This window comes from Paenibacillus hemerocallicola, from assembly GCF_006265175.1.
GTDB lineage: Bacteria > Bacillota > Bacilli > Paenibacillales > NBRC-103111 > Paenibacillus_AB > Paenibacillus_AB hemerocallicola.
On sequence record NZ_VDCQ01000018.1, the window covers coordinates 15,657 to 40,234 of the forward strand.

The window sequence follows — 24,578 nt, forward strand, 5'->3', positions numbered from 1 at the left end:
CACGATGTTAACGGATGTGAAGCGCATTCCCCCACCTCTTGTCTCCGGCGCTTCCTCTCTTTGCAGACTTTTTCAACAGCCTCAAAATATGAAGCTAATTCACCGCCAGACCGATAAATGGTCGAAAACGAGCGGAAATAACTGTACTTTTTCCAGTCAACAACGAGACTGGGCAGCTTCCCACCCAAATAACTGTATGTTTTGCCATGTTTTGCAGTTCATTCGACAGATTCACCGGTCATTTATAAGGAGGAGACGATATGGCAGGAAGAACGGAGGATGAGCTTGAACGCATCACCCTGCTCGGCAATCAGGGGACCGACTATCGGTTTCAATATGCGCCGGATGTGTTGGAGACGTTCGACAACAAGCACCCGGAACGCGACTATTTCGTCAAATTCAATTGTCCCGAATTTACGAGCCTGTGTCCGATGACCGGACAGCCGGATTTCGCGACCTTGTATATTTCCTACATTCCGGACCGCCGCATGGTGGAGAGCAAGTCGCTCAAGCTGTATTTGTTCAGCTTCCGCAATCACGGCGACTTCCACGAGGATTGCATGAACATCATCATGAACGATTTGATCGCGCTGATGGAGCCGAGATATATCGAGGTGTGGGGCAAGTTCACGCCGAGGGGCGGCATCTCGATCGACCCGTACTGCAACTGGGGACGCCCCGGCACGAAATACGAGCAAATGGCCGAGCACCGTCTGCTGAACCACGATCTGTATCCGGAGAAAGTGGATAATCGGTAAACACATGGCGGCAGCCCGGAACGCGACCTAGGCGTTCCGGGCTGCCTTTTTTTTGCCGATCGGTGCGACGCGCTCCTCTTAATCCGGCGATGTCCGCACCCGGTACAAGTGCTCGACCTGAACCGACGTCAAAGGTTTGGAAAATACCATGACGTCGTCAATAACGCCCGCCAGGAAGCCGGTGTCCGTCCCGGCCGGATTTTTGCCGATCGCATCCCTCTGGGTCGGGAGCATCCGAGCGTACGTGCGGCTGCCGAAGTTGGCGGTACCCGACAAGGCGGTCTGCTCGACGCCGTCGACGTACAGCGCGATCCGGTTGCCCGCATAGTCCAGAATCGCGACGAGATGGTGCCGTTCTTCCCCGTCCGGATAAGCGAATTCTTTGTAGCGGTAGCCGTCGGCGACAGAGCTTCTGCCCGCTACCCTGACGGCATTGCCGTAAATGAGCACTTCCGCTCCCGCCGCCGTGCCGTTGATTCTCGTGCCGAACAGCCAATGCGCCGTGGAATTGGCCAACGCCTTCGCCTCTACCCACCCGGCCACGGTGATCCCGGCAGAGCCTCGCAACGCCATTCCGACGTCATAGCCCAAATCGACGTAGTCGACCGTGCCGTCCAGTCGAAGCGCCTTGTCCTGGCTTTGCTCCCCGCTCGCGACTTGTTCGCCGGCTTCGCGGGAAGCACCCATCACTTTGGCGTCTCTTCCGTACTTCGAAGCGTCGAGAGCATGCGGGCCATCCGGCCCGTCGAATGTCCAATACCCTTCCAGCCCGTCGTAGGCAAGGTTGCGCACTTCCGCGGGAGCAAGCGCTTTACCATATAGTTTGATTTCATCGAGCATGCCGTGGAAATATCCGCCGTCCGCGGGACTTCGCCCTATCGCATCGGAGGAGCCCGACGGCGACGGCTCGTATACGGGAGACTCGAAGCCGACGGCTCCCGGCTGCACCGGCCGGCGCTCTTCGCCGTCCAGGAAGAGCCGGATCTCTTCCTTGGCGAAATCGAGCACGGCGGCGGCATGATGCCACTCGCCTGCGGAGGAGAAGGCAAAATCTTTATACCGGTAGCTTTCGCCCGATACGCTTCTGCCGCCGATCCGGATGTAATTGCCGTGCATATACGCTTCGGCTCCGGCCAGACCGGGCCCGACCGCTGTGCCGAACAGCCAGTTGCCGTCCTGCCCGGACGCCGGCAGAGTAGAGGCTTTGAACCAGCCTGCAATCGTCAACGCGGCCGCCCCATCCAGCCGTCCCGTCATGCTCCGGCCCAAATCGACGTAATCGTCGACGCCGTCGAAGCTTAGCGCGCTGCCAATATATCCCGGAGACCACGAGGCTCCGTACACCGCTCCGTAGACGTTGCCGTAAACCGAGCTGTCGGTGGCGACCGAGCCTCCGTTCTCGTCCAGCTTCCAATAGCCCGCCGGCGAATCGAGCAAGCTGCGAAAGCCGGTCAACCGGTGAAACGTAATCCGGTTGCTGTTATGGTAATCGTCGGCTCCGCCGTATGAAGTTCGGGACAAATAAACAATATCGTCGCCGTCGATTTGCCAATCGACGTACTGGAAACCGACTTTGTCGATCGAATCGAGCATGGACAGGCCGGAATCGTCGGTGATCAGCCTTCGCACAAGCTCCCAATGGCGCAAATCGGCGGAAGCGTACAAGGACAGCACATTTCTTTGACTCGGCTTGGAAGGATACGTGCTGTCGTTGACCAGAGACAAATACAGACCGCTTCCTTCATCATAGCGGATGCCGAATTTGCTCATCCCTCCGGGTAAATCGATAAATCCGGTCGCCGGGTCGAACGAAACGGCGGCATGATCCGCCGATACTTTGACGATGGCGGCTTTGTCCACCATCGGGGCGGAATTGAAGCGCAGCACGTTCCATATTTCCCCGTTCGGAGCCTGTACCGCATTTCCCTCCAGCCAGCCCGGGTCGGTGCTGCCCCAAGACGACGGCGTCCAGGACGGATTGTAAGCGATTTCATTCGTGATTGTCCAGTTGGCCGCATCGAGCAGATCGGCGTCGTCCGGCGCGGATATGACAAGCGCCTTGAAGTTCTCCGGCCATACGTACGGGGTATTGCTCTCGAACGCTTTATAGATGCGCCCGTTCGCCTTCAGCACCGGAGTCGGAGCCGTATGGTACGCGGAGGGCATATTCGTCCCTCCCGGGAAGAGGAGACCGCTGGCCGAATCCGCCGCCGTCGTCCATGTGACGCCTCCGTCCGCGCTTCGTCGGATGACGATCGATTCCATCGGACCCGAGGTTCCCAGCAAATATACGACCTCTCCGTGCTTGAACAGAGTCGCCCACATGATACCGTTCAGCGTAGCGGCAGCGGTCCAGGTCGATCCGTTGTCGCTCGAGCGGTATACGGACGTCGTCTTTTTCGGGGCGTTCGGACCGAAATAGTCGTGCGAGGCGAGCAGCGTTCCGTCATCCAGCCGGACCAGGCTGGGGGAAGCCAAGTAGCTCTGCCCGGAGGCGTCGATGAATTTCACCTCCGATACGACGGTTTGGGCATACCCGGTGCCGTCGGCCGACGCCGCGGCCGCTTGAAACTTATCCGTCCTCGTGACGGGAACCGCCATGAAGATCAACCCCCACACAACGATAATGGCAAGCCACTTGAATGGTGCGCGTATCATACTCGCCCTCCGCTCGTCGAAATATTGCCCGCTTGCGTTACTTGCGCTTGCGTTACTTGCGTTTCCGTACTATTTGGCTTTTTCCGCGTCGATCGCTTTATTCGTCGCTTCCTCCGTCTCCCGGAGCACCGTGTTCAAATCCTTGGAGCCGTACACGTATTGGCGCAAAGCTTCCGTATATTTGGACGTCGCGATCGCGTCGTATTTCGTTAACGGATAAGGCGCCGCCAGCTCGTTATAGTAGAAGGCTTTGACGTTTTTCCCTTTGTACAAGGCCGAATTCGCGAGCAGATGTTGCTGCACGTCCGCTTTGTCGAGAATCGGCATCCAGCCGTTCTTCGCCGCTTCGGACTGCGCCTCCTCGGACAGCAGATTGGCGATGACCCGGAAGGCGGCTTCCTTGTTTTTGCTCGTCTTCGGGATCGACATGCCGTTGGCGAACACGCCGACTCCGACTTTCGCTTTTTCCTTGAACGCCGGGAACGAGGCAATATCCCATTTGCCGCCGCTTTTCTCGTATTCGATCAGGCTGCCTTCCGGCATGGCGATATCGGGGAACAGGGCCACGTTTTTATCCTGAACGAACCGGTTTCGTCCGGAATACAAATTTTTCGCCTCCGGCGTCCGGTTGCCCGGAATGTCGTGGATTGTCTTCCACGTCTCGAACACGTTTCTCCAGCCCTCGCTTTGCAAGGTGGCCTTGCCGGTCTGCGAGTCGACGTAAGGCAGGGACAGCTGTGAGGGTAAGCGGTTAAACGCGCCGAGCTGCAGCCCGAGATACTGGATGCCGTCCTTCTGGACGGTAAGCTTCCTCGCCAGTCCCGCATAATCGTCCCAAGTCATTCCGTCCTTCGGATACGGCACGCCCAATATGTCGAACACGTCTTTGTTGTAGTAAGTGGCGAATGTGTTGAGCGTAATCGGCAGGCTGTACAGCTCGCCGTTTTTGGCGAAATTTTTCACGAATTGGATCGATTGCTTGTTCACCGAGGAGATGTCGAACTGCTGCTGCTTGATCAGCTCGTTCAGATCCGTCGGAATTTCCGCATCGACCAGATCGCGCAGATTCGTCACCCCGTCCACGATAATGTCCGGCAAGCTGTTCGTCACGATCATGTCCTTGTACTGATTCGGCCCGGTGCACGCCACGTTTTGCAAGGTGATGTGCGGATATTTTTTGCTCGTCGGGTTGACGTAAAACTTGGCAAACTCCTCGTCCGTCACTTGAAAACACTTGAAGAAAACGGACAAGGTGACCGGCTGATCGGCCGCCTTTAGCGCTTCTTTCCCGTCTTCCTTACCGCCGCAACCCGCCATGAACGCCGCCACCAGCAGTGTCGACAAGCCGATTCCCCATTTCCGCATACATGCGTTCCCCCTTCATTCTGTTTACGAAACTGGCGTAGATCGCCGCTTCAAGTTCTTCATTTCGTAACATCGTTCTCGATACAAAAAGAACGTACCGCCCGGTTCCCTCGCGAGTCTTCTGCCGCTTACCGCATAATAATAAGCTCGCCTCCTCCAGTGTGCGCGCCACACTTTATTCCCTGCCATTCTACCGCGCCCCGGAAGGGCAAACTTTCACATTTCGGCGGTATCATTATACGATTCGGCTATTGTTGCAACCGATCGGAACGGATCCGGGAAACACTTGAACATGCGGCTCCGGCGGCTATAATGAACATAACGGCAATAATGCGGCGAAGCGTCGGCATAGGGAAACGGGGGGAGCCATTCATGCTGGCACAGGTCGATTTTACGTTCAAACGGTCGCGAATCGCCGGCACGTATATGCGGCTGCATCAGCATCGCTGCCACGAGCTCGTCTATTACGAGACGGGAAGCGGCTTGACCCGACTGAACGGTACCGAATACCGCTATGAGCGGAACACGTATGCCGTCATATCTCCCGCCATGCCGCACGATGAATACCGCGACGAGGATACCGAGGTCATCTGCATCGGCTTCAGTCTGGCGAGCCGCGAGCTGCCCGTCTTGCAGCCGGGGCTGTACCGGGACTCGTCGGCTTCCCCGATCCTTCTTGCGCTCGTCGACATTATGGCGGAGCTGCGGGATAAGCCCGCTTATTACGACCAGAAGCTCCAATTGCGCATCAGCGAAATGGTGATCGAGCATCTCCGCAACGTCGCTTCGTGCGAAGCCGGCCGCCCGGAAGACAACCTGGTCTATGCCCGGACGTTTATGGACGAAAACTTCAATCAGAAAATTTCGGTCAAGGAGCTCGCCGATCTGTCCGGCTACAGCTATGACCATTTCCGCCATTTGTTCAAGGCGAGGTTCGGTCTTTCCCCGATTCAATATTTGATCGATCGGAGGCTGGAGCGGGCGCGCAGTCTGCTGCTCCATACCGACCTGCCTTTATCGTCGATCACGAACGCGTGCGGATTTTCCAATGACGGGCAATTTTGCACCCTCTTCAAGAGGGAGATCGGCGAGACGCCCCTCTCCTTCCGGCAAAACCGGTACAGCAACACCTTGTACAGCTCTTCATCCTAGCACGACATCCCGAGGAGGCGCCTGCAATGGCTATCGAACCTGTTATCGGATCGGACGGCATCCCCGTTCGCGATCCCCTGTATACGTTTAACGACGCTTGGACGGAGTGGCTTGCCGGCGGCAAATTTCCCGTCGCCTTTTTCGGCGACAGTACGGTGGACGGCTCCAATACGACGGATTGGGTACGCAATACGCCCGGAGCCGACAATGTATCGCCCAACGCTTTCTCGCGAATCTTGGAGGGCCTGCTGCGGCAAGCGACGAACAATTCCGTTCTGCGGATTTACAATGCCGGCTTCAGCGGTCAAACGGCGAAATGGGCCGTCACCGTCCTGGAGGAGGAGTTCGGCGAAACGTCCGCCTACCGCGACGTGAAAATGGTCGGGATCGGCTTCGGCATTAACGACCGGCTCGGCTACCCGAACGAGAAGGCGTATCGGGACGGCTTCAAGAACGCGGTCAAGCACATGATAGGCTGGTGCTGCTCCAAAGGAATCCAGCCGTTTCTGCTCACGACCCAGGCCGTCGTGGAGCCGGGCGTGCTGACCCAATACGCCGACGCGTATCCGATGAGAACGGGCGAGCATATTCATTCCGTCGCCAACGAGGTCAAGCGGGAGCTGGCGGCCCAGTACGGCCTGCAGCTGATCGACCTGAACAAGTTCACCGAGCTGTTCCTGCAATATTCCTCGATCCCGCTCGGCCGTATCATATCGGACAAGCTTCATTTCGGGGATATCGGCCACAAGGCGGAGGCGGAGTTCATTTTCTCGCAGCTGTCTCCTCGAACGATCGTAGCGGACAGCTATACCAAGATCGACTATTCGAGCCAGAAGGTGTTCGACAGCGTGCCCGAAGATTGGCTGACGATGCCGGATTCGCCGACGGCGGACGGCTTCAAAGTATACGTCGACTATACGAAGGACGATGCGGCCGACAAAAAATTGATGTCCGCCTGGGTATTTGTCGGTTCGAGGACAAGGCTGACCTTGAAAGCTTATAAATCCGAAGAGACCGCGAATACTTACGTTCTGGTGAACGGAATCCTGCAAGCTTTGACGGGGGCCGAAACGATTGTGGGCCGGCTGGAGTTCGGGCTATACAAGCTTGAAGCGTTCTCGGGCGAGTCGGCGAGGGCGGATTTCAGAGGGTTTATTCTGGAATAGGACGCAATTTGATACACTAGGCTGAACGATCGCGGCATGCGACTAGGAGGGTGAAGGAAATGGGATACATCGAGGAGCTTCGGGCTATCGTGGGACATCGGCCGTTAATATTGGTCGGAGCGGTTGTCGTCATCATGGATGAGCATAATCGACTATTGCTGCAGCAGCGGGTGCACCCCCGCGGGAAGTGGGCCTTTCCCGGCGGTTTGATGGAGCTGGGGGAATCGGCGGAAGATACGGCGCGAAGAGAAGTATACGAGGAGACTTCGCTCGAAATCGGGGAACTGCGGCTCATTGACGTTTTCACCGGTCCCGGGACTTTTATGACCGCTCCGAACGGCGACGAGTTTTATGCGGTTACGATCGCCTACAGCACCAGAGAAGCGCGCGGCGAATTGATCGTCGACCGGTCGGAATCGATGGACTTTCGGTACTTTCCGCTGGACGGGCTGCCGGATGAAATCGTGGGAAGCCACAAGCTGATCTTGGACCGTTTTCTCTCCCGATTGCCCTTATAGGCGCCTAATTTTTATATTGACAAATATTTATTTTTGTGTTATAATATAATATTTTACTATTTACAAATCCCTCTGCATTTTGGTATGCTACCAAAAAAAGCGGCTATCGCGCGCTGCCGCGATGCCGACGAATAGGGAGGGTTATCCATGCAAATCGCGAACGGAATAGCGGCATTGCCCATTTCTACGGTCATGCTGGGAAGAACGGACACGATATATCCGACGCTTCTATGGGATTCGCAAACAATGGTTTTGGTAGATACGGGCTATCCCGGGCAATCGGACAAATTCCGAGAGCAAATTGCGGACGTCGGACTGTCCGGCCGGAAGCTCGGGCACATCATCATCACCCATCAAGATTTGGACCATATCGGCTCGCTCCCCGCCCTGCTGGACAGTACGTCCGAAGCAATCGAGGTATTGGCCAGCGCTGTCGAACAGCCGTACATTCAAGGCGAGAGGCCGCTTGTGAAGCTGTCTCCGGAAGCGATAGCCCAAGCGGTGGTGGCGCTGCCGCCTGACGTGCCGAACGAATGGCGCCAAGCGTTCAAGCATACGCTGGAGCACCCGCCCCGCGCCAATGTGAGCCGCACGGTGACCGACGGGCAGCAACTGCCTTACTGCGGCGGCATTACGGTTATCGGCACGCCCGGACATACTCCCGGCCATATCAGCTTGTACCATGGGCCAAGCAAAACGTTGATCGCCGCGGACGCCCTGATCGTCTCGGAAGGACAGCTGTACGGCCCAACACCCGAGCACGCCTATGACATCGGGCTGGCCAAACAATCGCTGAACCGGCTTCTCCGCTACGATATCGAGACTGTCATCTGCTACCACGGAGGGGTGTACCGGGGCAATGCCAACGAGCGGCTCGCTCAAATTATCGGCAAATAGACTCTCTCACTATATATACCGCCCCGCGCCTTTCGGCCGCCGCTCATATTAAGTGCTTGATCAGCGAGTACGCCTGCCGCGTCTGATTCATCACTCCGCCGGCCTCCGGCTCGTCCATCTCCAGCTCGAAGCCGGCCCAGCGGTACAGCTTGATCGCCTTGTGGCTCCATGTCTGGGTCGGAATGTACATGACGCAGTCTCCCTCCAGCTCCACCATCAGCTTCACGCCCTTCGCGATGATGGCTTTGCCGAGTCCAAGTCCCTGATACGAGGGCTTCACCGCCACCCAATGCATGAACGGAAAGCGGCGGCTGCCCGTATAATTCCACCAAGCGGTAAACGTGGCTACTTTCTTGCCGTCCTCCCTCTGGATAAACATCGTTCTGCGTCGAACCTCGCTGTCGTAAGGAGCGTAGTTCGTTTGAAAGTATTGCGCCGCTTCTTCCGCATGATCGAATTCCAGCACGGACGCTTCGATTTCTCCCCAGGCCCCGGCATCTCCGTCCCGGTACATGACGAACGTATAGCCTTCCGGCAGCTCGGCCCGCGGGATCGGGGCGCCCGCCGCGCGCTTCATGATAATCCTGCAATAGTCCAAGCTTTTGTCCAGCATCTTGACCGCCTTCTTTCCGCTCGAATGTTTACCTTCATGATCCATGAATCCGACGGCCGACATATGCCGCCATATGTCTCCTTGCGACGATTCTGGTCCTCCGTTCAGATCAGCTTACCGCGCACCGCTATCGAGCTTTTATCGGCCGACAGCCGTTTTGCCATCGTCACGCTCTCGCCTTCCAGCCCGCTTCTAGCATACCCCATTCTCTCATAGAACCCTACCGCATCCGACCAATGATGGATCGTCTTGAGCATGACGGTCGAGTATCCTCTCTGTAACGCCATTCGCTCCAGCGTGGCGAGCAGAAGACTCGCATATCCGTTTCTCCTGAACGCTTTGCGCACCGACATTCGCACGATCCGCCCCGTATGCCCGTCCACTTCCCGCAAGGCGCCGCTGCATACGACCCGGCCGTCCAAGACGCCTACGAGGAAAATATGCCCCGCAGACACATAACTGTCCATAATATCTCGCAAATCCGGATTAAGCGCAGTATCCAGAAAGCCGAAATGCTCTTTCAAGCCTTCGAGAATCAGTTGCGCGGCCTCGTCCCGGGTATCTTCCCGAACCTGTTCGATCTTGAATCCGCCAGCTTGCTTCTCCTCCGCCATAGCCGCCTCCTCAATCTTCCGGTTCCGTAACGTACGTGCACCTGAACCGCTCGACGCCGGGATATTTCTCGCCCAGGCTCTCGATCGTAAAGCCGATGCTTCTGTAGAAATCGACCGCCTCGTCGTCCGTTTCGGCTGCGATCCGTTGCGGATTTTTCAACTCGATCAAGGCCAGGACGAGCTCTCTCCCGTACCCCTTTCCCCGATGATCGGGGTGCACGGCAATATGCATGATTTCCAGACGGTTTTCTTCGTCCATGACGATTCCGACTACCGCGATAACGGAGCCATCCTTTTCGGCGCCATACAGCTCATGGCTGTCATTCTTTTCATAGGTCCGGATCGTTTGCTCCAGACGTTCGGGGTCCGGAAAGACGGATTGGCCGATCAGCTCCTGGACCGCGCCATCGCGCAGCTTGGGTTTCACGTCGACTAGCATCGGATTCCTCCTTTATCATGTTCGTGTCGTTTGGATCGTTAACGGCCGACCGCCGTCATGTCCTTCATCTCTATACCGCAGCGATGCGTTCCCGTCGTATTAATCGGTTGTCGCGCATGCGTCTCTCTTGAATCTCATAACAAGAACGGGGGGAATTTCGTCCCACTCGAACTTGCCGAGGCCGCCGCCTTCATCTTTCCGGAAAGTCGGCTCCTCCATACCGTCCAGCACAAACCCCGACGAACCGAACAATCGGATATAGCTCGATAAAGAGCGGTGGAACATATAATGCGGAACGGGTTGTCCTTGGATCCCGATAGCCTCATAGGATCCCGGCGTCGCATACTGCGCGATATGGACGACGCTGCGCGATACGACCTCGCCCTCCCGGTCTTCCGTTTCGTACGCCTGTCTCGCGCCCGGAGGCCGGAAGCAAGGGTGGGGGATCGAGAAGACGAACGTTCCGTGCGGCTTCAAGCATTGCCGGAGCGCTTGTACCAGAGGAGCGATATCCGCAATGTCCATCAAAGCCATGTTGGATACGGCGCCGTCGAACGGCCCCTCGGCCGCCAGCCTCTCCCAATCGTCGCGGCTCGTCGCATCGGCCACCTTGAACTCGATGCGGTCCGCATAAGCTTGCGACCGCCGCTCCGCCCGCTCGATCATCGTGGGACTGTAATCGAACGCCACGACGTTGGCCCCCAGTTCGACGAGCCTTCTCGAAAAGTTGCCGTTGCCGCAGGCGATATCCAGCACCATCTGTCCTTCCTGTACGGACAGCAAGCGTTCCGTCGCCGGCCGGATCAGCTCGCGATGCCACCGGTTGCTCATCTCTCCCATGTAATCGTCCCAATATCCGGCATTGTCTTCCCATCTCGATTTCGAAGCTTCGGTCAAATGGCCCCACTCGTTCAAGCGTCTCTCCCCTTTCGACTCGCGTTTGTCCTTCCCGTGTCGCATCGTTGGTCGTTCACCTTTTCTATATTCGCTCGAGGCGCCGCTATTTCCTGTTGCCGGCGCCACTCCGCCTACTCGCTTTGACGGATCATGGCAAAATAAGCCCGCAAAGCGGGGCTTCTGCTCCGATGCTTATCCAATATATTGCGGGGACCCCGAAACTTATAAATTCGGCCATCCGAGGCTCCGGTCATCTATACTCGCCGCTGAGGCTTGCCTTCGCAACGGTCGGCGCGCAATATACCCCGGCGTGAAAAGCAAACAAATAGCAACGAACATGGAGTCCCGTACCCTAACTGTAAAAGATGAGGCTGTTGAAACAGTCTGCAAAGAGAGGAAGCGCCGGAGACAAGAGGTGGGGGAATGCGCTCCACATCCGTTAAAATCGTGTTGTTTTTAAGATTTTAACGGTTACAACACGATTTTAAAGTCAACCGCTTCGCTTTCCGCACCTTTCCCCCACCTCATTTTGTATGACAAACCTCTCTTTTGACTTTTTCAACAACGTGAAAAGATGCAGTTAAATTCAGGAAAGAAACGAATATTACCGAAATAACTGGAAATCATGCAGGTAAATCTCCATTAGACAAAGTAATAAGCGAAAACGAAGGTAAACAACTGTAGATTTTCCAGTTTACTACGGCGGCGGGACAGCTCTCCACCGAAATAACTACATGTTTTCCAGTTAGTTCCGATTTATTCGCCGGACTTCCAGACTGCCGTGGTAAAACGAGCGGATGGCTCGGGATAGGACTGCCCCAAAGTGTAACGCCGAATGAGCCAGTCCCGAAATCAGAACGAAAAAGCCTCCAAAACCACTTTAAAAGTGGGATTGGAGGGCTTTAGTTTATCCTTGAAATCGCGGACGAAGCGCGGGCTGAACAAAATCGCAAATGACTTTGGAGACAGCCCGGAATTAGCCGATCTGTACGCCTATGCGCACATCGGCCCCGGTGCTGCCGGCCTGCGAAAGCTTGAGCTTGAATACGAGATTCATCGCATCGACGGCTTGAAGCCGTATATATTCGATATGGCCGTCCCATGTCGCGAGCCTGTCCTCGATGCTCCATGACACTTCGCGGAAATCCGGCTGGTAGATCAGCCGATGAGGCACTGTAATCGTCTGCTCCGTCACAATGGACATGTCGAAGGTGAAGAACACCCGGGAACGCGTACCGTAAGGGACGTTGCTCCATGCCGCGCTTATTTCCCATTGCTGCGCCCGGTTTTGCAGGTCCGGTCTGCTGCCGGCAAACAGCGGCTTGGACGACGAATTGTTCAACACAAGCCGGATGCTCTCGCAGGTCGGAGTGCCGGTAGCGGTAAAGCCGGTAGCGGCCTCGTTCACCGTGCCGGTAATGCAGTTGCCCCTGTTTACGTTGCCGCTGCCGGCGTCGCGGACAAGCGCCGATCCGTTCGTCACGTCGCGTACGTTCAGCTCGACCGATGAAGTGACCGCCCGGACGACGACCGCATCGCCATTGATGCGGTGGGCATTGACTCGGACGGACTGATTGACGCCTTCGATCACGGCGGCGCTTCCGGCGTAATAACCTCCCGTCGACGCGTTCGCGTATCCCCGGCTCGTCAACTGGACCGTGTTGTAAGCGCCGGTCACCTTCAGCGAAGGCCAGCCGTCCTGACTCGGCCCGTTGCGCTGGACGTGCAGGCCGGAGATCTGCATCCCCCACGACGATTCGCACAAGCAGCCTTCGAGCGGAGGCAGCGGAGGCGCCCCGGCGATCGCGGTCTTGTACTCCGGAGGGATTCTCCCGTTGGCGTGCACCTCCAGAATGGAGACGACACCCCAGGCCCCGTCCTGAAAGCGGGCCCCTCCGCGGTTATTTTCGCTGACCAGATGCTCCGCCTTGATCCTGCATACGCCGCGCGTCCGAATGCCGTATCCGTAGTAGACGCCATAAATATGCACGAAGCCCAGCTCGCAATGGCCGTCGTAAGGACTCGTCTCGTCGAGCACGATCCCGTCCAGCGTATCGCCGGCGAACAGCGACGACGTTCTGCCCGCGATCGCGTAATAGTCCGGCCTCGGCTTGACCCCGACTACGCCGAATACGATTTTGTCCAGCAAAATGTCCCCGGGTCCGCGAAACACGACGGCCTCCTCCCCCGATATTCTCCCGTGCAGCTCCACCGTGGAATATCGTTCGAACTGCTGTCCGGGATCGCCCATGCATTCGCTGTACAGGGCATGTGCGGCGATATTGTATACTTCCGCGTTGATCCGGTACCCCCATCCGTATATAGCAATGGCGGAGCCCTGCGTATTGTTATAGCCGTTACCGTCCTCCCGCCAGCCAATCGCCATATAATTGCCCTCGATCGTCAAATGCTCGATGCCGAAATATCTCGGGGCGAGCGCCGCCCCGTTCGGATTGCCTTTCAGCGTGTCGAAATCTTTCGTCCGGAATACGTCGCAGTTGGAGCCGGTTTTCAGCCGGATGACCGTATTCCCTTTGCCGGAGCCATGAACGTAATTGCCGGTGTCCAAAATGAGGGGAGACGAAATTTCGAATACGCCGCACGGAAACAAAACGGAGCATTTGTTGGAGAGCGCGGCATTGATCGCGGCGGCGCAATCGTAGGACGACGTTCCGGCGCGAATGCCGGCATGCTCCTCCGGCGGAATGTAGTCCATGACATTCAAGATTCCATCGGCGCTGCAGCCGTCGTCGGCACAGGAGCCGGGCTCGCCGTACGTATGATGGGTCACGGTCGAGTGTCCGCCCTCCGCTCCCATCGACCCTTGCCGGAATAAAACGCCTGCCGCCAGAGCGGTCCCGGCCGCCCCCATTTTCACGAGCATCCCTCTTCTGCTGATCTTGCCCGCATGATCCGACATGCACTGCACCTTCCTTCTCGCGCGGTACGCCGCGAACGATTATTTATTTCTTCTTCTCCGCCTCGATCGCTTTGTTGGTCGCCTCTTCCGTTTCCCGCAATGAAACAGCATGCTGACCACTCTGCATCGTTTGCGGATTTTATTTTTTATCGGCTTCGATCAGTTTATTGATTTCTTCATCCGCTTTTCGAAGCGCCGAATTTAAGTCCATCTTTCCTCCAATATACTCGTTCATATATTTCGTAACCATATTGAGAGAAGCGGTATCATATCTGCTTCGGGAATAGGGTTTAGCTTCTTTCATCTTGTAGATCGCGGCTAACACATCTTTAGGAATTTGATTCACGATTGCGGAATCCTCGTAAATATGGCTTCTGAGCTCCGGCTTATTCACGCTCGGTACCATGCCATCCTTCGCCATTTCAATCTGTCCTTCGTCCGACAACAACGTCATCATGACCTGCAAAGCAAATTCCGGGTATTTATTCATTTTTGTGATCATAAATCCGCCGGAAATACCGGAGGGTCCTACTCCCGGAGCTTCTTTGAATGTAGGATAGGTCGTTGCTCCCCAATTTAATCCGCTCTTAACTGCATCTTCGAATAGCTTATCTTGCGCCAACAACAGAAAGTGAGGAAACATCGCCAAGTTTTTGGTTTTTAAGAAATCATTTACGCCATTGCTGAATTTCGCGCCACTCGGATAATTACCTGGAATATCGTAGATTTCTTTCCATTTCTCAAACATTTTCTTCCAACCGTCATTCGAGATGATAGCCGCTCTTCCTGATTTGGTGTCGACATAGGACAAAGATAATTGCGTCGCCATGCGGTTGATTATCGTACCTGTCGACATCCCCATATAATTGACTCCTGCGTCGGTGCGGGATAGCTTTTTGGCTAATTGTATATTATCATCCCACGTATTGCCGACCGCCGGATACGGCACACCGAACCGATCAAAAATATCCTTATTATAAAACAGCACCAACGGAGGCGTCAGATTCGTTGGAAGCATAAACAGCTTCCCGTTATAGGAACGAATACCTTCGATCGTTTGCTGATCTAAGTTGCTGATGTTTAAGTTTAGTTTTTTAATAATGGGATCGAGATCAATAGGAAAGTCGAGATCAAGCAGCAAGGGGGTATTGGTGGTAGCTTCGTCGATAATATCCGGAAGGTCACCGGCAGAGATCATGTCTTGAAGCGTTTTCTCGTTGTTTTTGTAGCTGGACATTTGTTCTAATGTAACATTCGGATATTTCGTACCGATCACCTTATTTACTCTTGCAAAACTTTCTTTTGTCCTGTTCGAAGCGACTTTAAAAGTAATCGGGCCTTGAGGAGCTTCTATCTTCGACGGCTGCGATGCCTCTGATTTTTTCTCTTCCTTCACAGAAGCACATCCGGATATTAATGAAACGACGCTTGCTGCTGTTACTGTCAGCACGATCTTTTTTGTAAACATATTTAGGTCCTCCCTTTCTGATTGTCGCCATGCCAGCTTGTTGAACAAATCCGTAAAAATAGCGTCACGCTTTACTTGAGAAGCGCATCGAATCCACGGACGGGACTTGTAAAGATATTCGTTTGAACCCAACTGCTGCGCACTTCATTGCTAAGCAGAAAGCAGCATATAACTTTATTTTGTAATTAAGTATATATTTGTAAATTAATGACGTAGAGTTCCCTTCTCATGCCGGAGATACCGTCCCGACGGCGGGATTCCACAGTAATCCCGCCGATCGTCGCCGACACCCGTCGCCAGCCCCGTTTCCATGACGAATCAAAATTGCCGATAAGCGTCGTAGGCGTCCTGATGAATCCGGATTTTGTCGGCCAAGCCCATCTTGTGCAGTTCGGCGATATAACGCTCCCATTCCTCGTCGATGCCGCCTTCGACGATCCATTTCGCTTCCATCTCGCTTTGATACGATTGGATGTCTACATCCAGCACTTTTAACTGCTGGAGCTGCTCGACCGTATAATACAGGTACTGAGGATACGTCTCCTCCTCCGGGACTATATACGGCTTATACAGCTTATAAGCTTCGTTCCGCATGCCGCTCGTCTCGTCCAGCACGTAGTTGTCCATCATCGATTTGGTGAAATAGAGAGGAACGGAATTGTAAGGAGCGGCTTCGCCGATCCATGCCTCCAACACGGTTTCGCGCGCGGGCAGCGGATTTTGTCTGATTTTGCCGTCAGCCTCCTTCCGAATGTGACTGCCGAACGGGCCCCGCCACAGCTGGAACGCGGTATCTTCCTCGTTCATGGCGTCAATCAGACGCATCGTAGCTTCCGGGTATTTATTGGCGGACGTAATGGAGAACGTATTCGGCGTAATCCGGTTATCCTGCCTTCGCCATGTACGGTCTCCGTTCGGACCTGTCAGCGGGGGAACGAAAGCATATCGCTTCAACCGCTCCAGCGATCCGAGCTCGACGTTGCCCAGAAACGCCGTAAAAGCGCCATAGACGATTTCCGGAGCGCCGCCCTTTGCCATAAACCGCTTCGCGTCCTGCGTGAACGTCTCCGGATCGATCAGCTGCTCGGCATACAGCTTATGGATGTACTTGATCGCTTCCTTATATTCCGGCTGAACCGGCTCGTAGCGAACGTGGTTGTCCTTGACCGCCAGCTTGTTGCCGTCCGGATTCCGTACGCCGAACGCGTTGAACAGGGCGTGGAAATTTTGATTGATGCCGCCGTACAGCGAGGCGAGCGGAATTTCGTCCCGTTTTCCGTTGCCGTTCGGATCCCGCTCCTTGAACGCTTGAAGCACCCGGTACAATTCATCGGTCGTCTCAGGAACCTCGAGCCCCAGCTTGTCGAGCCATTCCCGGTTGATCGCCAAATGGTTGCGGTATACCATGTAGTCGTTCGCTTCCATAAACGACAAGGAGTAAATATGGCCGTCGGGCGTGGTCGAAGCTTTCCTCGCTTCCGGATAGGCGTCGAATACTTTCTTGATGTTGGGCGCATATTTGTCGATCAGATCTTCCAGCGGAATGAGCAAGCCCTGACTGCCGTAACGGACGACGTCGCTGGACGTCAGACCGGAGAAGAAGACGTCCGGCAGCTCGTTGTTCAGAAACATCCATTTTTTCTTCTCGGTATACGTTTCGCTCGGAATTTGATCCCATTCGAATTTGATGTTGGTCGCTCTTTCCAAATCGTTGAACGTCTGCATGCGAGAGAAGTCTCCATGCGTAACCGTTTTCCTTACGGCAGCGCGCAGGGTAATCGGTTCCCCAACGATCGGCAGCCCCGATGCGTAAAGGCCGGAGCCCGGCACTCCCTGCGCTGCGGAATATTTGCCCGAACCGGCCGTACCGTCATCCGTTCGTTCTTCGAAGCCTTCATAGCCGACCCATGCCGCCGCTGCAACCATTGCGCCACCCAGCAGCAGAAATGTCTTCGTCCCCATGACCCGCTTCATCCGCGTCATCCGCTTCACCCATGACATTCGCACCATTCGCCCTTCCGGGATCAGCCGCCTCATTCGTTCCACGCTCCCGTTTCCCTTTTGTGTCCCCTCCCCGCACTTCCATTTTCGGATGCAACTCCACTATACAGTCTTCGGAGGGGAAGCTGTAAATCATCCGTTGCCGTCCGCATATGCGAGCCGTTACATTCGCGCCGTTGTTCAGCCGGAGCCGGATGTGCCGTCCTTTACATACAGCCGCCTGTATTCGCCCGGCGTCATGCCCTCGGCCTCGCGGAATTTGCGGATAAAGCTGGACGGACTCGCATATCCGATCCGCCCAACCAATTCCCGGATATTATCGTCGCCTGTGCGCAGCAGTTCTTTCGCCTTGTTCAGCCGCACCTCATGGACATACTGCGAGACGGTATATCCGGTCTGATCCTTGAAATACCGGCTCAAGTAGGAGGACGACATCGACAGCGCCTCCGCCATCGTTTGCAAGGAAAAATGGTAATCGGCATAGTGCCGTTCGATATAGCCGATCAGCTCCTCCTTCAAAGCGTAATTGCGGCTTTCCTTGCTTTCCTTGATCCGTCCGCCGATGTCCAGGCTGATTTTGCGGACAAGCTCGGACAGCTCCTCCACCGTCTCGAACGCGAAGAGCGACAGCACGTCGGGAAGCGGCTTCCGGTCTTCGCGCATATTCATTTCGTCCAGCGGGCGCAAAATCGTATGAATCAGCTCGTAGCAAATCGATCTGGCCATAAACAGCGACGGACCATTCCGGTGAATGAGCCGGATGACCGCGTCCAGACTTTCCTTGATTTTGTCCGCATCCCCTTGCTTTAAGGAAAGCTCCAGCTCTGCGAGCTCTTTCTTGGAATATCCGCCGGGCACCGACTCCCCGATGTCTCCGAACGGGATAATCCGGTTTTTCCCTTTCACCAGCCTGTACTCCAGCGCCGTCGTCGCCTCGATGCAGCATTTCCCGATATGCGAGACATCGCTGCATACGCTTCCCAGGCCGACGGTCGCATGAAGCCGCCATTTCGCGCGTATCGCTTCCCGGCTTCGCTCCAACGCCTCCAGCACCGGATCGTCATCGGCGCTGTCCGTCGCCAGGAGAAACAGAAAACGGTCGTTCTCCATGGTGTCGATCCCGTAACCCTCCGTCCCTTCCGGCAGATGCCGCTCCAAATAAGCGATAATCGTCTCCTTAACCGATTTGTCTTGCCCATCGTCGGGACTGCCCAGCAGAAAGGCGGCTACCCGGTAAAAGGTGCCGGTAAATCCGATGCCGCAGCCGCTCCCGGAACGGTTGAATTCCCGGATGTCCCGGATATGCCCCTTCAGCAGCTTGTCGAGCAGAAACGCTTTTAGCGCCGGCTTATTGTGCTTCAGCTGCTGGCGCAGCATATGGCTATCCTCGGATATGTCGCTGACGGCGAGACGGATCGCCTCGATCTCGTCGCTCCCAGTCGTATTGCGGCCGGCCAGCGCTTCCGCGAAATCTTTCAGACGGCGAAGCGGATTATAATTCATTTTCATCAGCATGTAGATGACGGCCGCTCCAAGCAGCAGGGTAATAGCCAGCCCCGCGAGAGCGATCTGCTTGATTTGAACGACGGGGGCCATCACCCGGATTTTCTCGACGAGCGTCATGTAAGTCCATCCCGTATGCGACGAGCGGATATACGTTACGAAATAGTCGTTGCCGCCAAGCTCCACGGAAGTCGATCCGCGCACCGCATCCGCCCCGACGCTCGACAACAGGCCCGGAATGTCCAGCCTCGAATCGTCCGCAAGCGATGTCACGATGCGGCCCTGCGCATCGACGATGAACGTATTCCCGCCGTAATCCCGCAAAATATTTTGGATCAGGCTTCTTACCGACTTCTCCGTCAGCAGGAAGAGGACGTTGCCGTACGGCGCCTCGTCCTTGTACGGAATCGGCACCATGTATGGAATGATCCGGCCCTCCTTCGATATGCCGGCTTCCTCGGCCGGACGAAGCAAGGAGCTTTTGCCGCGACCGAGGTCCCGCTCGAACTCTTCCTGGCTCCAGCTGCGAAACCGGTAAATCTCGCTCGCGAACCGATCCGCCGGATAGGAGCTGAATGACGAATACAGCAGCGGATGATCCCGCATATGCAGCACGATTTCGTATATAAAGCTGTTGCCTGCGGCATAATTTTTCAGCTCCCGGATCGTATTCATCCCCTGATAAGCATTTTTGGTCGCCATGTAAGGCGTCAATTCCGGGTTTTGGGAAATTTGATAAGCGATTTTATCCAGCTCGTCGATTTTCACATCGACGATTTCCTTCACTTGACTGAGCATGTTCAAATTGCTGCCGGTCACTTCCGCCCGCAGCGTACGGATAAAATCGTTATAAACGATCAGCCCGATCACCAACAGCGGAACGGCCAATATCGCGATATAAGACAACAAGTAACGGTAAAACCATTTGGAGCGGACGACCGAAAGCGATTTCAATTTATGGACCCCCAATAAAGTCGGTATATTTCTATTGCGCTTGCTGTTGTCCCTTGCGGTTTTTGATTTTTAGTTCTTAATAGAGGAACGTCGTTCCATTTATTGGCCGTATGTCGCCTTTTCGCTAAATGCATTGCCGCAGCATGTTTATTCGAAATGTTTTCCTGTATGAATCATTCGCGAGACGACCGGAATTTCCTTCCGGTCGAGCAAAAAGCCGCGATTCGCCGCGGCTGGCGTTCATGACTTAAGACGGCCCGCTAGCCGCTTCTCGCCGGCAAGGAAAAGGTCGTCTGCGAAGCGCCGGGATGAAAGCCGTGATTGTAATAGACCGCCTCGGCCGCATTCCCGACCGTTACGAAAAGCCTCACCACCTCATACCGCTCCTTTAATGCGGTTAAGCTTTTTCTCAGCATACCGGAAGCGATTCCTTTACCGCGATATTCAGGAGCTACCGCTATATTGGACACTAACGGAAGATCCTCCCACATCGATAACAGGCAAAACGCTACCGGCTCATCATTAAGATCCAGGACGATGCTGGAAGCATTCAAAAGAAATTCGTCCGTATCCGCCGTAAAGTAACGTTCCAGCGCCGATAATTGGTTGTCGAGCGTATTCTCGGCCGGATAGCCGATACGGTCATTTCCCGAATAAGCTTCATAAGAAAGGTACGCCAATTCCTCGAGCCGGTCCGCTGTCGGACTCCGAAGACTGAGCCCTTTCCAATCCGTAGCGTCAAACACTTCGGTCGGCCTTATCATCACCCGTCTCGTCTCGACAGGCACGAAGCCGAGCCGGTAAAACGGCTCGCTCTGAATCGGCAGTATGCCGTGCACCTCGATCGGTTCGGTCGGGTCCGACGCGCTAATCATGAGCGGCTTCAGCTTGGCCAGCAACCGGTATAGATCGGTGAAAGGCGGCTCCATGTATAAGTTCCATACCGTATTCGGCTTGAGCGACACCCCGCCGATTCTTCGTTCGCCGAGCATCATCCAATAACAGGACGGGTCTGCACCGAATACGGCCAACCGTCTCTCCCAGCTTTGTCTGAAAAATACGTTCTCCCGATAAGCGGCGCAATGAATCGCGAATTGTCGGGGATCGGCTGGTATCAGTTCAAAATCCCCGTTGCGCATATGTACGGTCATCCCATAACCTCCGGCTTTGTTTCTCTTATTGTATCAAAATGCAGCCATGGCAAAGGGGTATAAATTGGCTATTACCCATTATCGGCCCGTGCACGGCTGAATGCCATGTTTTTCATTAACCCACCATCTAGCGGCGAATGCAGAGACGCAGGGGGCTGCCTTAGACGGCGGCTCGTCACCATCATTTCAAAAAATTGTCATCCACTCCTCCCCGCCAATATGGGACAATGGACGTGCAGTCACTTTCGCCAAGAAAGGTGGTCTTCGCTGTTGGACGGATTAAGCGGAACGAATGAGAGGGCGGCTTGGCGCATGTCATCGCCGGATTCCGGTCGTGATGGGGGATCTTATGCATATCGAATATAGAACAAGTGGGCCGATCGGTCCCGAAGCCGTGTCCGGGCTTTTTGCCAAAGCGGGCCTTAGAAGGCCTATCGGGGATTTGGAACGTATCCGGAGAATGATCGATCACGCCGACGAGCTGTTCACGGCCTGGGATGAAGACCGCCTCGTAGGGCTGATCAGAGCCGTCACCGACTACTCCTACTGCTGCTACATATCCGATCTCGCGGTAGATCGGGATTATCAGGGGCACGGCATAGGCAAGCAGTTGGTCCGATTGTTGAAGGACAAGCTCGGCGAGGAGGAAATCCAGTACGTGCTGACCTCGACGACCAAAGCGGCCGGCTTCTACGAGCGGATCGGCTTCGAGAAAGCGGACAAGGCGTATGTGATCAAGCGGAAAAGCAATTGATCGAAACCGAATGACGAAAAGCCTGTCGGATCTATTCCGTCAGGCTTTTTTCTGCACGTACGCACAATTTGGGATAGTTTCGCTCACCCGTCTCTATACGATAACGAGGATGCGAGGTTCAATTATTCATATGTCCAAACAAATCCGTACGGTATAAACGGGAGACCCGTTTACCGCTCCGCATGGATTCGCAATCTGGAACAATGTTGCGCTTTCGGATATGCATTACAATAACTTCCATCCGGCGCACCCGATAATAGAGACATGTTTTTCGAATCCGCGCTGACGAAGCGGGAGAATTGGAAGCGGCTGCCGCGCTTGCCGTACCGTAAAACTTGGCAAGCGGATTCCCGGCTTCCCCGAACAGTCCGGCCGGAGCGGTCGAGATCAAATACTCGAAATCGTCCCGTATCCGAAATGCTTCATCGCGCCCGGCCCCTTGTCCAATTCTCTTCTCATACAACGAGTACACGCGGACAGCCGCGTTCTCCCACAGGATAGGCATCGGGATCGGGGCTGCTTTGGAGAGGGAATGAAAAAGCCGGGCCAGATGACCGGCGAACAGCCGCTCAACCGTTTGCTTGCGCCATTCGTTCCGATGTCCGCTCGCAGGACAGGTCACCCATTTCGCGGTCAGGCTTATATGGCTCAACCAAGACTCATCGCGGTCTCCGGACGATTCGAGGCGGCAAATGCCGGAATTCTTCAAACAAATTCCGCAAAAACCTTCGGTTTTTGGTATGATACAGGAATGTGGTTTTACAGCCAAGGGGGGACGAGGAATGGGCAGCTACGATTTTCGCGTGCGGGTGACGGGGATATTGGTGGAAGAAGGACGGATCTTGCTTGTCAAGCAGCAGGTCGGCTCTCGGGCATGGTCGCTGCCCGGCCTTTGATCGGCCGGACAGCGGTGTTTGGGATCGCCCGGAAAATGGAAACCTAATAAAGCGGGGACAGAACGGAACAGCCGAAAGCGGCTCGGTACATAGAAGAGGCGGAGGAATCGATTGTGCAAAAAGAGTTGAACATCGGGAATGAACGGGCATGGAATCAAAAAGCTTATGACGCCTGGGTAAACCGGTACGGCACCCCCGAGGCCGCGGCGGCCAAAATCGTGCAGGATCCGCAAGCGCGAATCCGCTCGTTCGCCAAGTTTGCGGGCAGCCTGAGCGGAGGCAAAGTCGCCAATCTGCTAGGATCGCACGGCCATAAAGCGGTCGCCATGGCGCTGCTCGGCGCCCGGGTGACCGTGGTCGATTTCGCCTCCGAGAACGCCCGGTATGCGCAGCAGCTCGCGGAAGCGGCAGGCGTGACGATCCGGTACGTCGTCTCCGACGTGCTCGAGCTGCCTTCGGAGGAATTGACCGGCGATTATGATCTCGTCATCATGGAATTCGGCATCCTCCATTATTTTCTCGACCTCGCGCCGCTGGCCGCGACGGTGGCCGGGCTGCTCCGTCCGGGCGGACGGCTTGTGCTCCAGGATTTCCACCCGGTATCGACCAAGCTGATCTCCTCGAAAGGGACGACGGCCAACATTCGCAAGCACAAGGTAACCGGGGACTACTTCGACGCCTCTCTGGAGGAAACGGACGTGGCCTACGCCAAGTTCGTCCCGGAATCCGCCCAGCCCCGGCTGCACAAGGTGAAGCTGCGCAAATGGACGCTCGGCGAAATCGTTACCGGCATAGCAGGCGCCGGCCTATTCGTCCGCCTGCTCGAGGAGGAGCCGAACGCTTCGTCCGACGTGTTCGACAAAGGCATCCCGAAGACGTTTACGCTCGTGGCGGAAAAGCTCTGAATGGAGCGCTTCTCAGCATTTTTTTAAGTAATAACGCGTTTCTTCCAAGGGCGGATCTACGTAACGATTTTACTCCTTTCCGTCTTCCAATAGAGCCAGCAACGGCGCCGGGATCGTGAACTGCTGGTTATTGATCATGATCCGCTTCCCCTCCTCGCCCGCTTCTTCGTGCCGCTCCTCCTTGATTTCGCCGATTTCCTTATGGAGACGCTCCATTTGCCGATCCAGAGCCGCCGCGGAATCCGCAGCGGCCTTTAATTCCTGGAGCAGCCGGGCGGGTACGGACTGGTTGTATTTATAAAAAATTTTATGCTCGAGGCTCGCCCAGAAATCCATCGCGATCGTCCGGATCTGCACCTCCACGCACACCCGCTCCTGCCGATCCGACATGAATACGGGCACTTCGAGCAGCACATGCAGACTTTGATACCCGTTGGGCTTCGGATTCCGGATATAATCCTTGATCTCAAGCACCGTCAAGTCGCTTTGTCCGCACAGCAGGTCGCTTACGCGATAAATGTCCGACAGGAAGGAGCACGTGATGCGCAGCCCCGCGATATCTTTAATATGGCTTCTGATGCTCGGCAGCGTAATATCGCAGCCTTTGCGCAGCAGCTTCTTCATGATGCTTTCCGGCGACTTGAGGCGCGACTTCGTATGCTCGATCGGGTTGTAATCGTGCAGCATCTGAAATTCCTGCTGCAAAATTTCGATCTTCGTCTCCATCTCGTCCAAGGCGAATTTGTATACCATCATGAACCGGGTCACGGTATGCTTCAGCTTCTTGATTTGCTCGATCTGATAAGACGTGTTCATGCTCGCTCTCCCCCGGAACGGATTTCACCGATCCTATGTCCTTTTTCAGAAAGCATATTATATCCGAGGAGAGCAAAGCAAATGCGGCGGCAAACTTGCAACTATATGAACCTAATTTTATTAATACGGAATG

20 protein-coding genes are annotated in these 24,578 nt (G+C 55.3%); 7 read left to right on the plus strand and 13 right to left on the minus strand.

Annotated features, from left to right (window positions below; genetic code table 11):
• The first annotated feature begins 260 nt into the window (after positions 1-260).
• A complete protein-coding gene (gene queF / locus FE784_RS14685; protein WP_139602961.1) occupies positions 261-758 on the plus strand; it encodes a preQ(1) synthase in 498 nt (165 codons plus the stop codon).
• A 78-nt stretch (positions 759-836) separates the two neighbouring features.
• On the opposite strand, the gene FE784_RS14690 is transcribed toward queF, so the two are convergent.
• Positions 837-3,416 carry a LamG-like jellyroll fold domain-containing protein gene (locus FE784_RS14690; RefSeq protein WP_139602962.1) on the minus strand — a complete coding sequence of 860 codons (2,580 nt, stop codon included), beginning with the start codon at positions 3,414-3,416 and terminating at the stop codon, positions 837-839.
• A 69-nt stretch (positions 3,417-3,485) separates the two neighbouring features.
• Entirely contained in the window at positions 3,486-4,781 is a 1,296-nt protein-coding gene (locus tag FE784_RS14695) for an ABC transporter substrate-binding protein (RefSeq protein WP_139602963.1), read from the minus strand.
• A gap of 372 nt (positions 4,782-5,153) precedes the next feature.
• Here FE784_RS14695 and FE784_RS14700 point away from each other — a divergent pair, with 372 nt between their 5' ends.
• The 4 genes from FE784_RS14700 (at position 5,154) to FE784_RS14715 (ending at position 8,514) form a co-directional block, all read left to right on the plus strand.
• Positions 5,154-5,933, plus strand: coding sequence for a helix-turn-helix transcriptional regulator (locus tag FE784_RS14700; RefSeq protein ID WP_176706223.1), 780 nt, complete (start codon positions 5,154-5,156; stop codon positions 5,931-5,933).
• Between the two features lie 26 nt (positions 5,934-5,959).
• Positions 5,960-7,099 (plus strand): SGNH/GDSL hydrolase family protein, encoded by a 1,140-nt coding sequence (locus FE784_RS14705; RefSeq protein ID WP_139602965.1) that lies wholly within the window; start codon positions 5,960-5,962, stop codon positions 7,097-7,099.
• Positions 7,100-7,158: 59 nt separating this feature from the next.
• On the plus strand, positions 7,159-7,617 hold the full coding sequence (locus tag FE784_RS14710; RefSeq protein WP_139602966.1) for an NUDIX hydrolase: 459 nt from the start codon (positions 7,159-7,161) through the stop codon (positions 7,615-7,617).
• Between the two features lie 147 nt (positions 7,618-7,764).
• Positions 7,765-8,514: an MBL fold metallo-hydrolase gene (locus FE784_RS14715; protein WP_139602967.1), complete on the plus strand. Its 750-nt coding sequence runs from the start codon at positions 7,765-7,767 to the stop codon at positions 8,512-8,514.
• Positions 8,515-8,557: 43 nt separating this feature from the next.
• On the opposite strand, the gene FE784_RS14720 is transcribed toward FE784_RS14715, so the two are convergent.
• From FE784_RS14720 to FE784_RS14760, 9 genes are all read right to left on the minus strand, one after another.
• The gene (locus FE784_RS14720) at positions 8,558-9,190 is read right to left on the minus strand and encodes a GNAT family N-acetyltransferase (protein WP_218103776.1); all 633 of its coding nucleotides are present in this window, start codon (positions 9,188-9,190) and stop codon (positions 8,558-8,560) included.
• A 41-nt stretch (positions 9,191-9,231) separates the two neighbouring features.
• Complete coding sequence (locus FE784_RS14725) at positions 9,232-9,741, minus strand: GNAT family N-acetyltransferase (protein WP_139602968.1); 510 nt, start codon at positions 9,739-9,741, stop codon at positions 9,232-9,234.
• A 10-nt stretch (positions 9,742-9,751) separates the two neighbouring features.
• A complete protein-coding gene (locus FE784_RS14730; protein ID WP_139602969.1) occupies positions 9,752-10,180 on the minus strand; it encodes a GNAT family N-acetyltransferase in 429 nt (142 codons plus the stop codon).
• A gap of 99 nt (positions 10,181-10,279) precedes the next feature.
• Positions 10,280-11,140: a class I SAM-dependent methyltransferase gene (locus tag FE784_RS14735; RefSeq protein ID WP_139602970.1), complete on the minus strand. Its 861-nt coding sequence runs from the start codon at positions 11,138-11,140 to the stop codon at positions 10,280-10,282.
• A gap of 913 nt (positions 11,141-12,053) precedes the next feature.
• Positions 12,054-13,997, minus strand: coding sequence for a pectate lyase family protein (locus FE784_RS14740; RefSeq protein ID WP_139602971.1), 1,944 nt, complete (start codon positions 13,995-13,997; stop codon positions 12,054-12,056).
• Positions 13,998-14,136: 139 nt separating this feature from the next.
• Positions 14,137-15,465 (minus strand): extracellular solute-binding protein, encoded by a 1,329-nt coding sequence (locus FE784_RS14745; protein ID WP_139602972.1) that lies wholly within the window; start codon positions 15,463-15,465, stop codon positions 14,137-14,139.
• A gap of 318 nt (positions 15,466-15,783) precedes the next feature.
• Positions 15,784-17,502, minus strand: coding sequence for an extracellular solute-binding protein (locus FE784_RS14750; RefSeq protein WP_139602973.1), 1,719 nt, complete (start codon positions 17,500-17,502; stop codon positions 15,784-15,786).
• A gap of 144 nt (positions 17,503-17,646) precedes the next feature.
• Positions 17,647-19,923: a helix-turn-helix domain-containing protein gene (locus FE784_RS14755; protein ID WP_139602974.1), complete on the minus strand. Its 2,277-nt coding sequence runs from the start codon at positions 19,921-19,923 to the stop codon at positions 17,647-17,649.
• 260 nt (positions 19,924-20,183) lie between these two features.
• Positions 20,184-21,074 carry a GNAT family N-acetyltransferase gene (locus FE784_RS14760; protein ID WP_139602975.1) on the minus strand — a complete coding sequence of 297 codons (891 nt, stop codon included), beginning with the start codon at positions 21,072-21,074 and terminating at the stop codon, positions 20,184-20,186.
• Positions 21,075-21,423: 349 nt separating this feature from the next.
• Between FE784_RS14760 and FE784_RS14765 the strand changes: the two genes are divergently transcribed.
• Complete coding sequence (locus FE784_RS14765) at positions 21,424-21,828, plus strand: GNAT family N-acetyltransferase (RefSeq protein ID WP_246132028.1); 405 nt, start codon at positions 21,424-21,426, stop codon at positions 21,826-21,828.
• 118 nt (positions 21,829-21,946) lie between these two features.
• Here FE784_RS14765 and FE784_RS14770 read toward each other — a convergent pair whose 3' ends face one another.
• Positions 21,947-22,480, minus strand: a complete 534-nt coding sequence (locus FE784_RS14770) for a ferric iron reductase (protein ID WP_176706224.1) — start codon at positions 22,478-22,480, stop codon at positions 21,947-21,949.
• Positions 22,481-22,837: 357 nt separating this feature from the next.
• Here FE784_RS14770 and FE784_RS14775 point away from each other — a divergent pair, with 357 nt between their 5' ends.
• On the plus strand, positions 22,838-23,629 hold the full coding sequence (locus FE784_RS14775; protein WP_139602978.1) for a class I SAM-dependent methyltransferase: 792 nt from the start codon (positions 22,838-22,840) through the stop codon (positions 23,627-23,629).
• A 69-nt stretch (positions 23,630-23,698) separates the two neighbouring features.
• On the opposite strand, the gene FE784_RS14780 is transcribed toward FE784_RS14775, so the two are convergent.
• Positions 23,699-24,445 carry a GTP pyrophosphokinase gene (locus tag FE784_RS14780; protein WP_139602979.1) on the minus strand — a complete coding sequence of 249 codons (747 nt, stop codon included), beginning with the start codon at positions 24,443-24,445 and terminating at the stop codon, positions 23,699-23,701.
• Positions 24,446-24,578 lie beyond the last annotated feature (133 nt).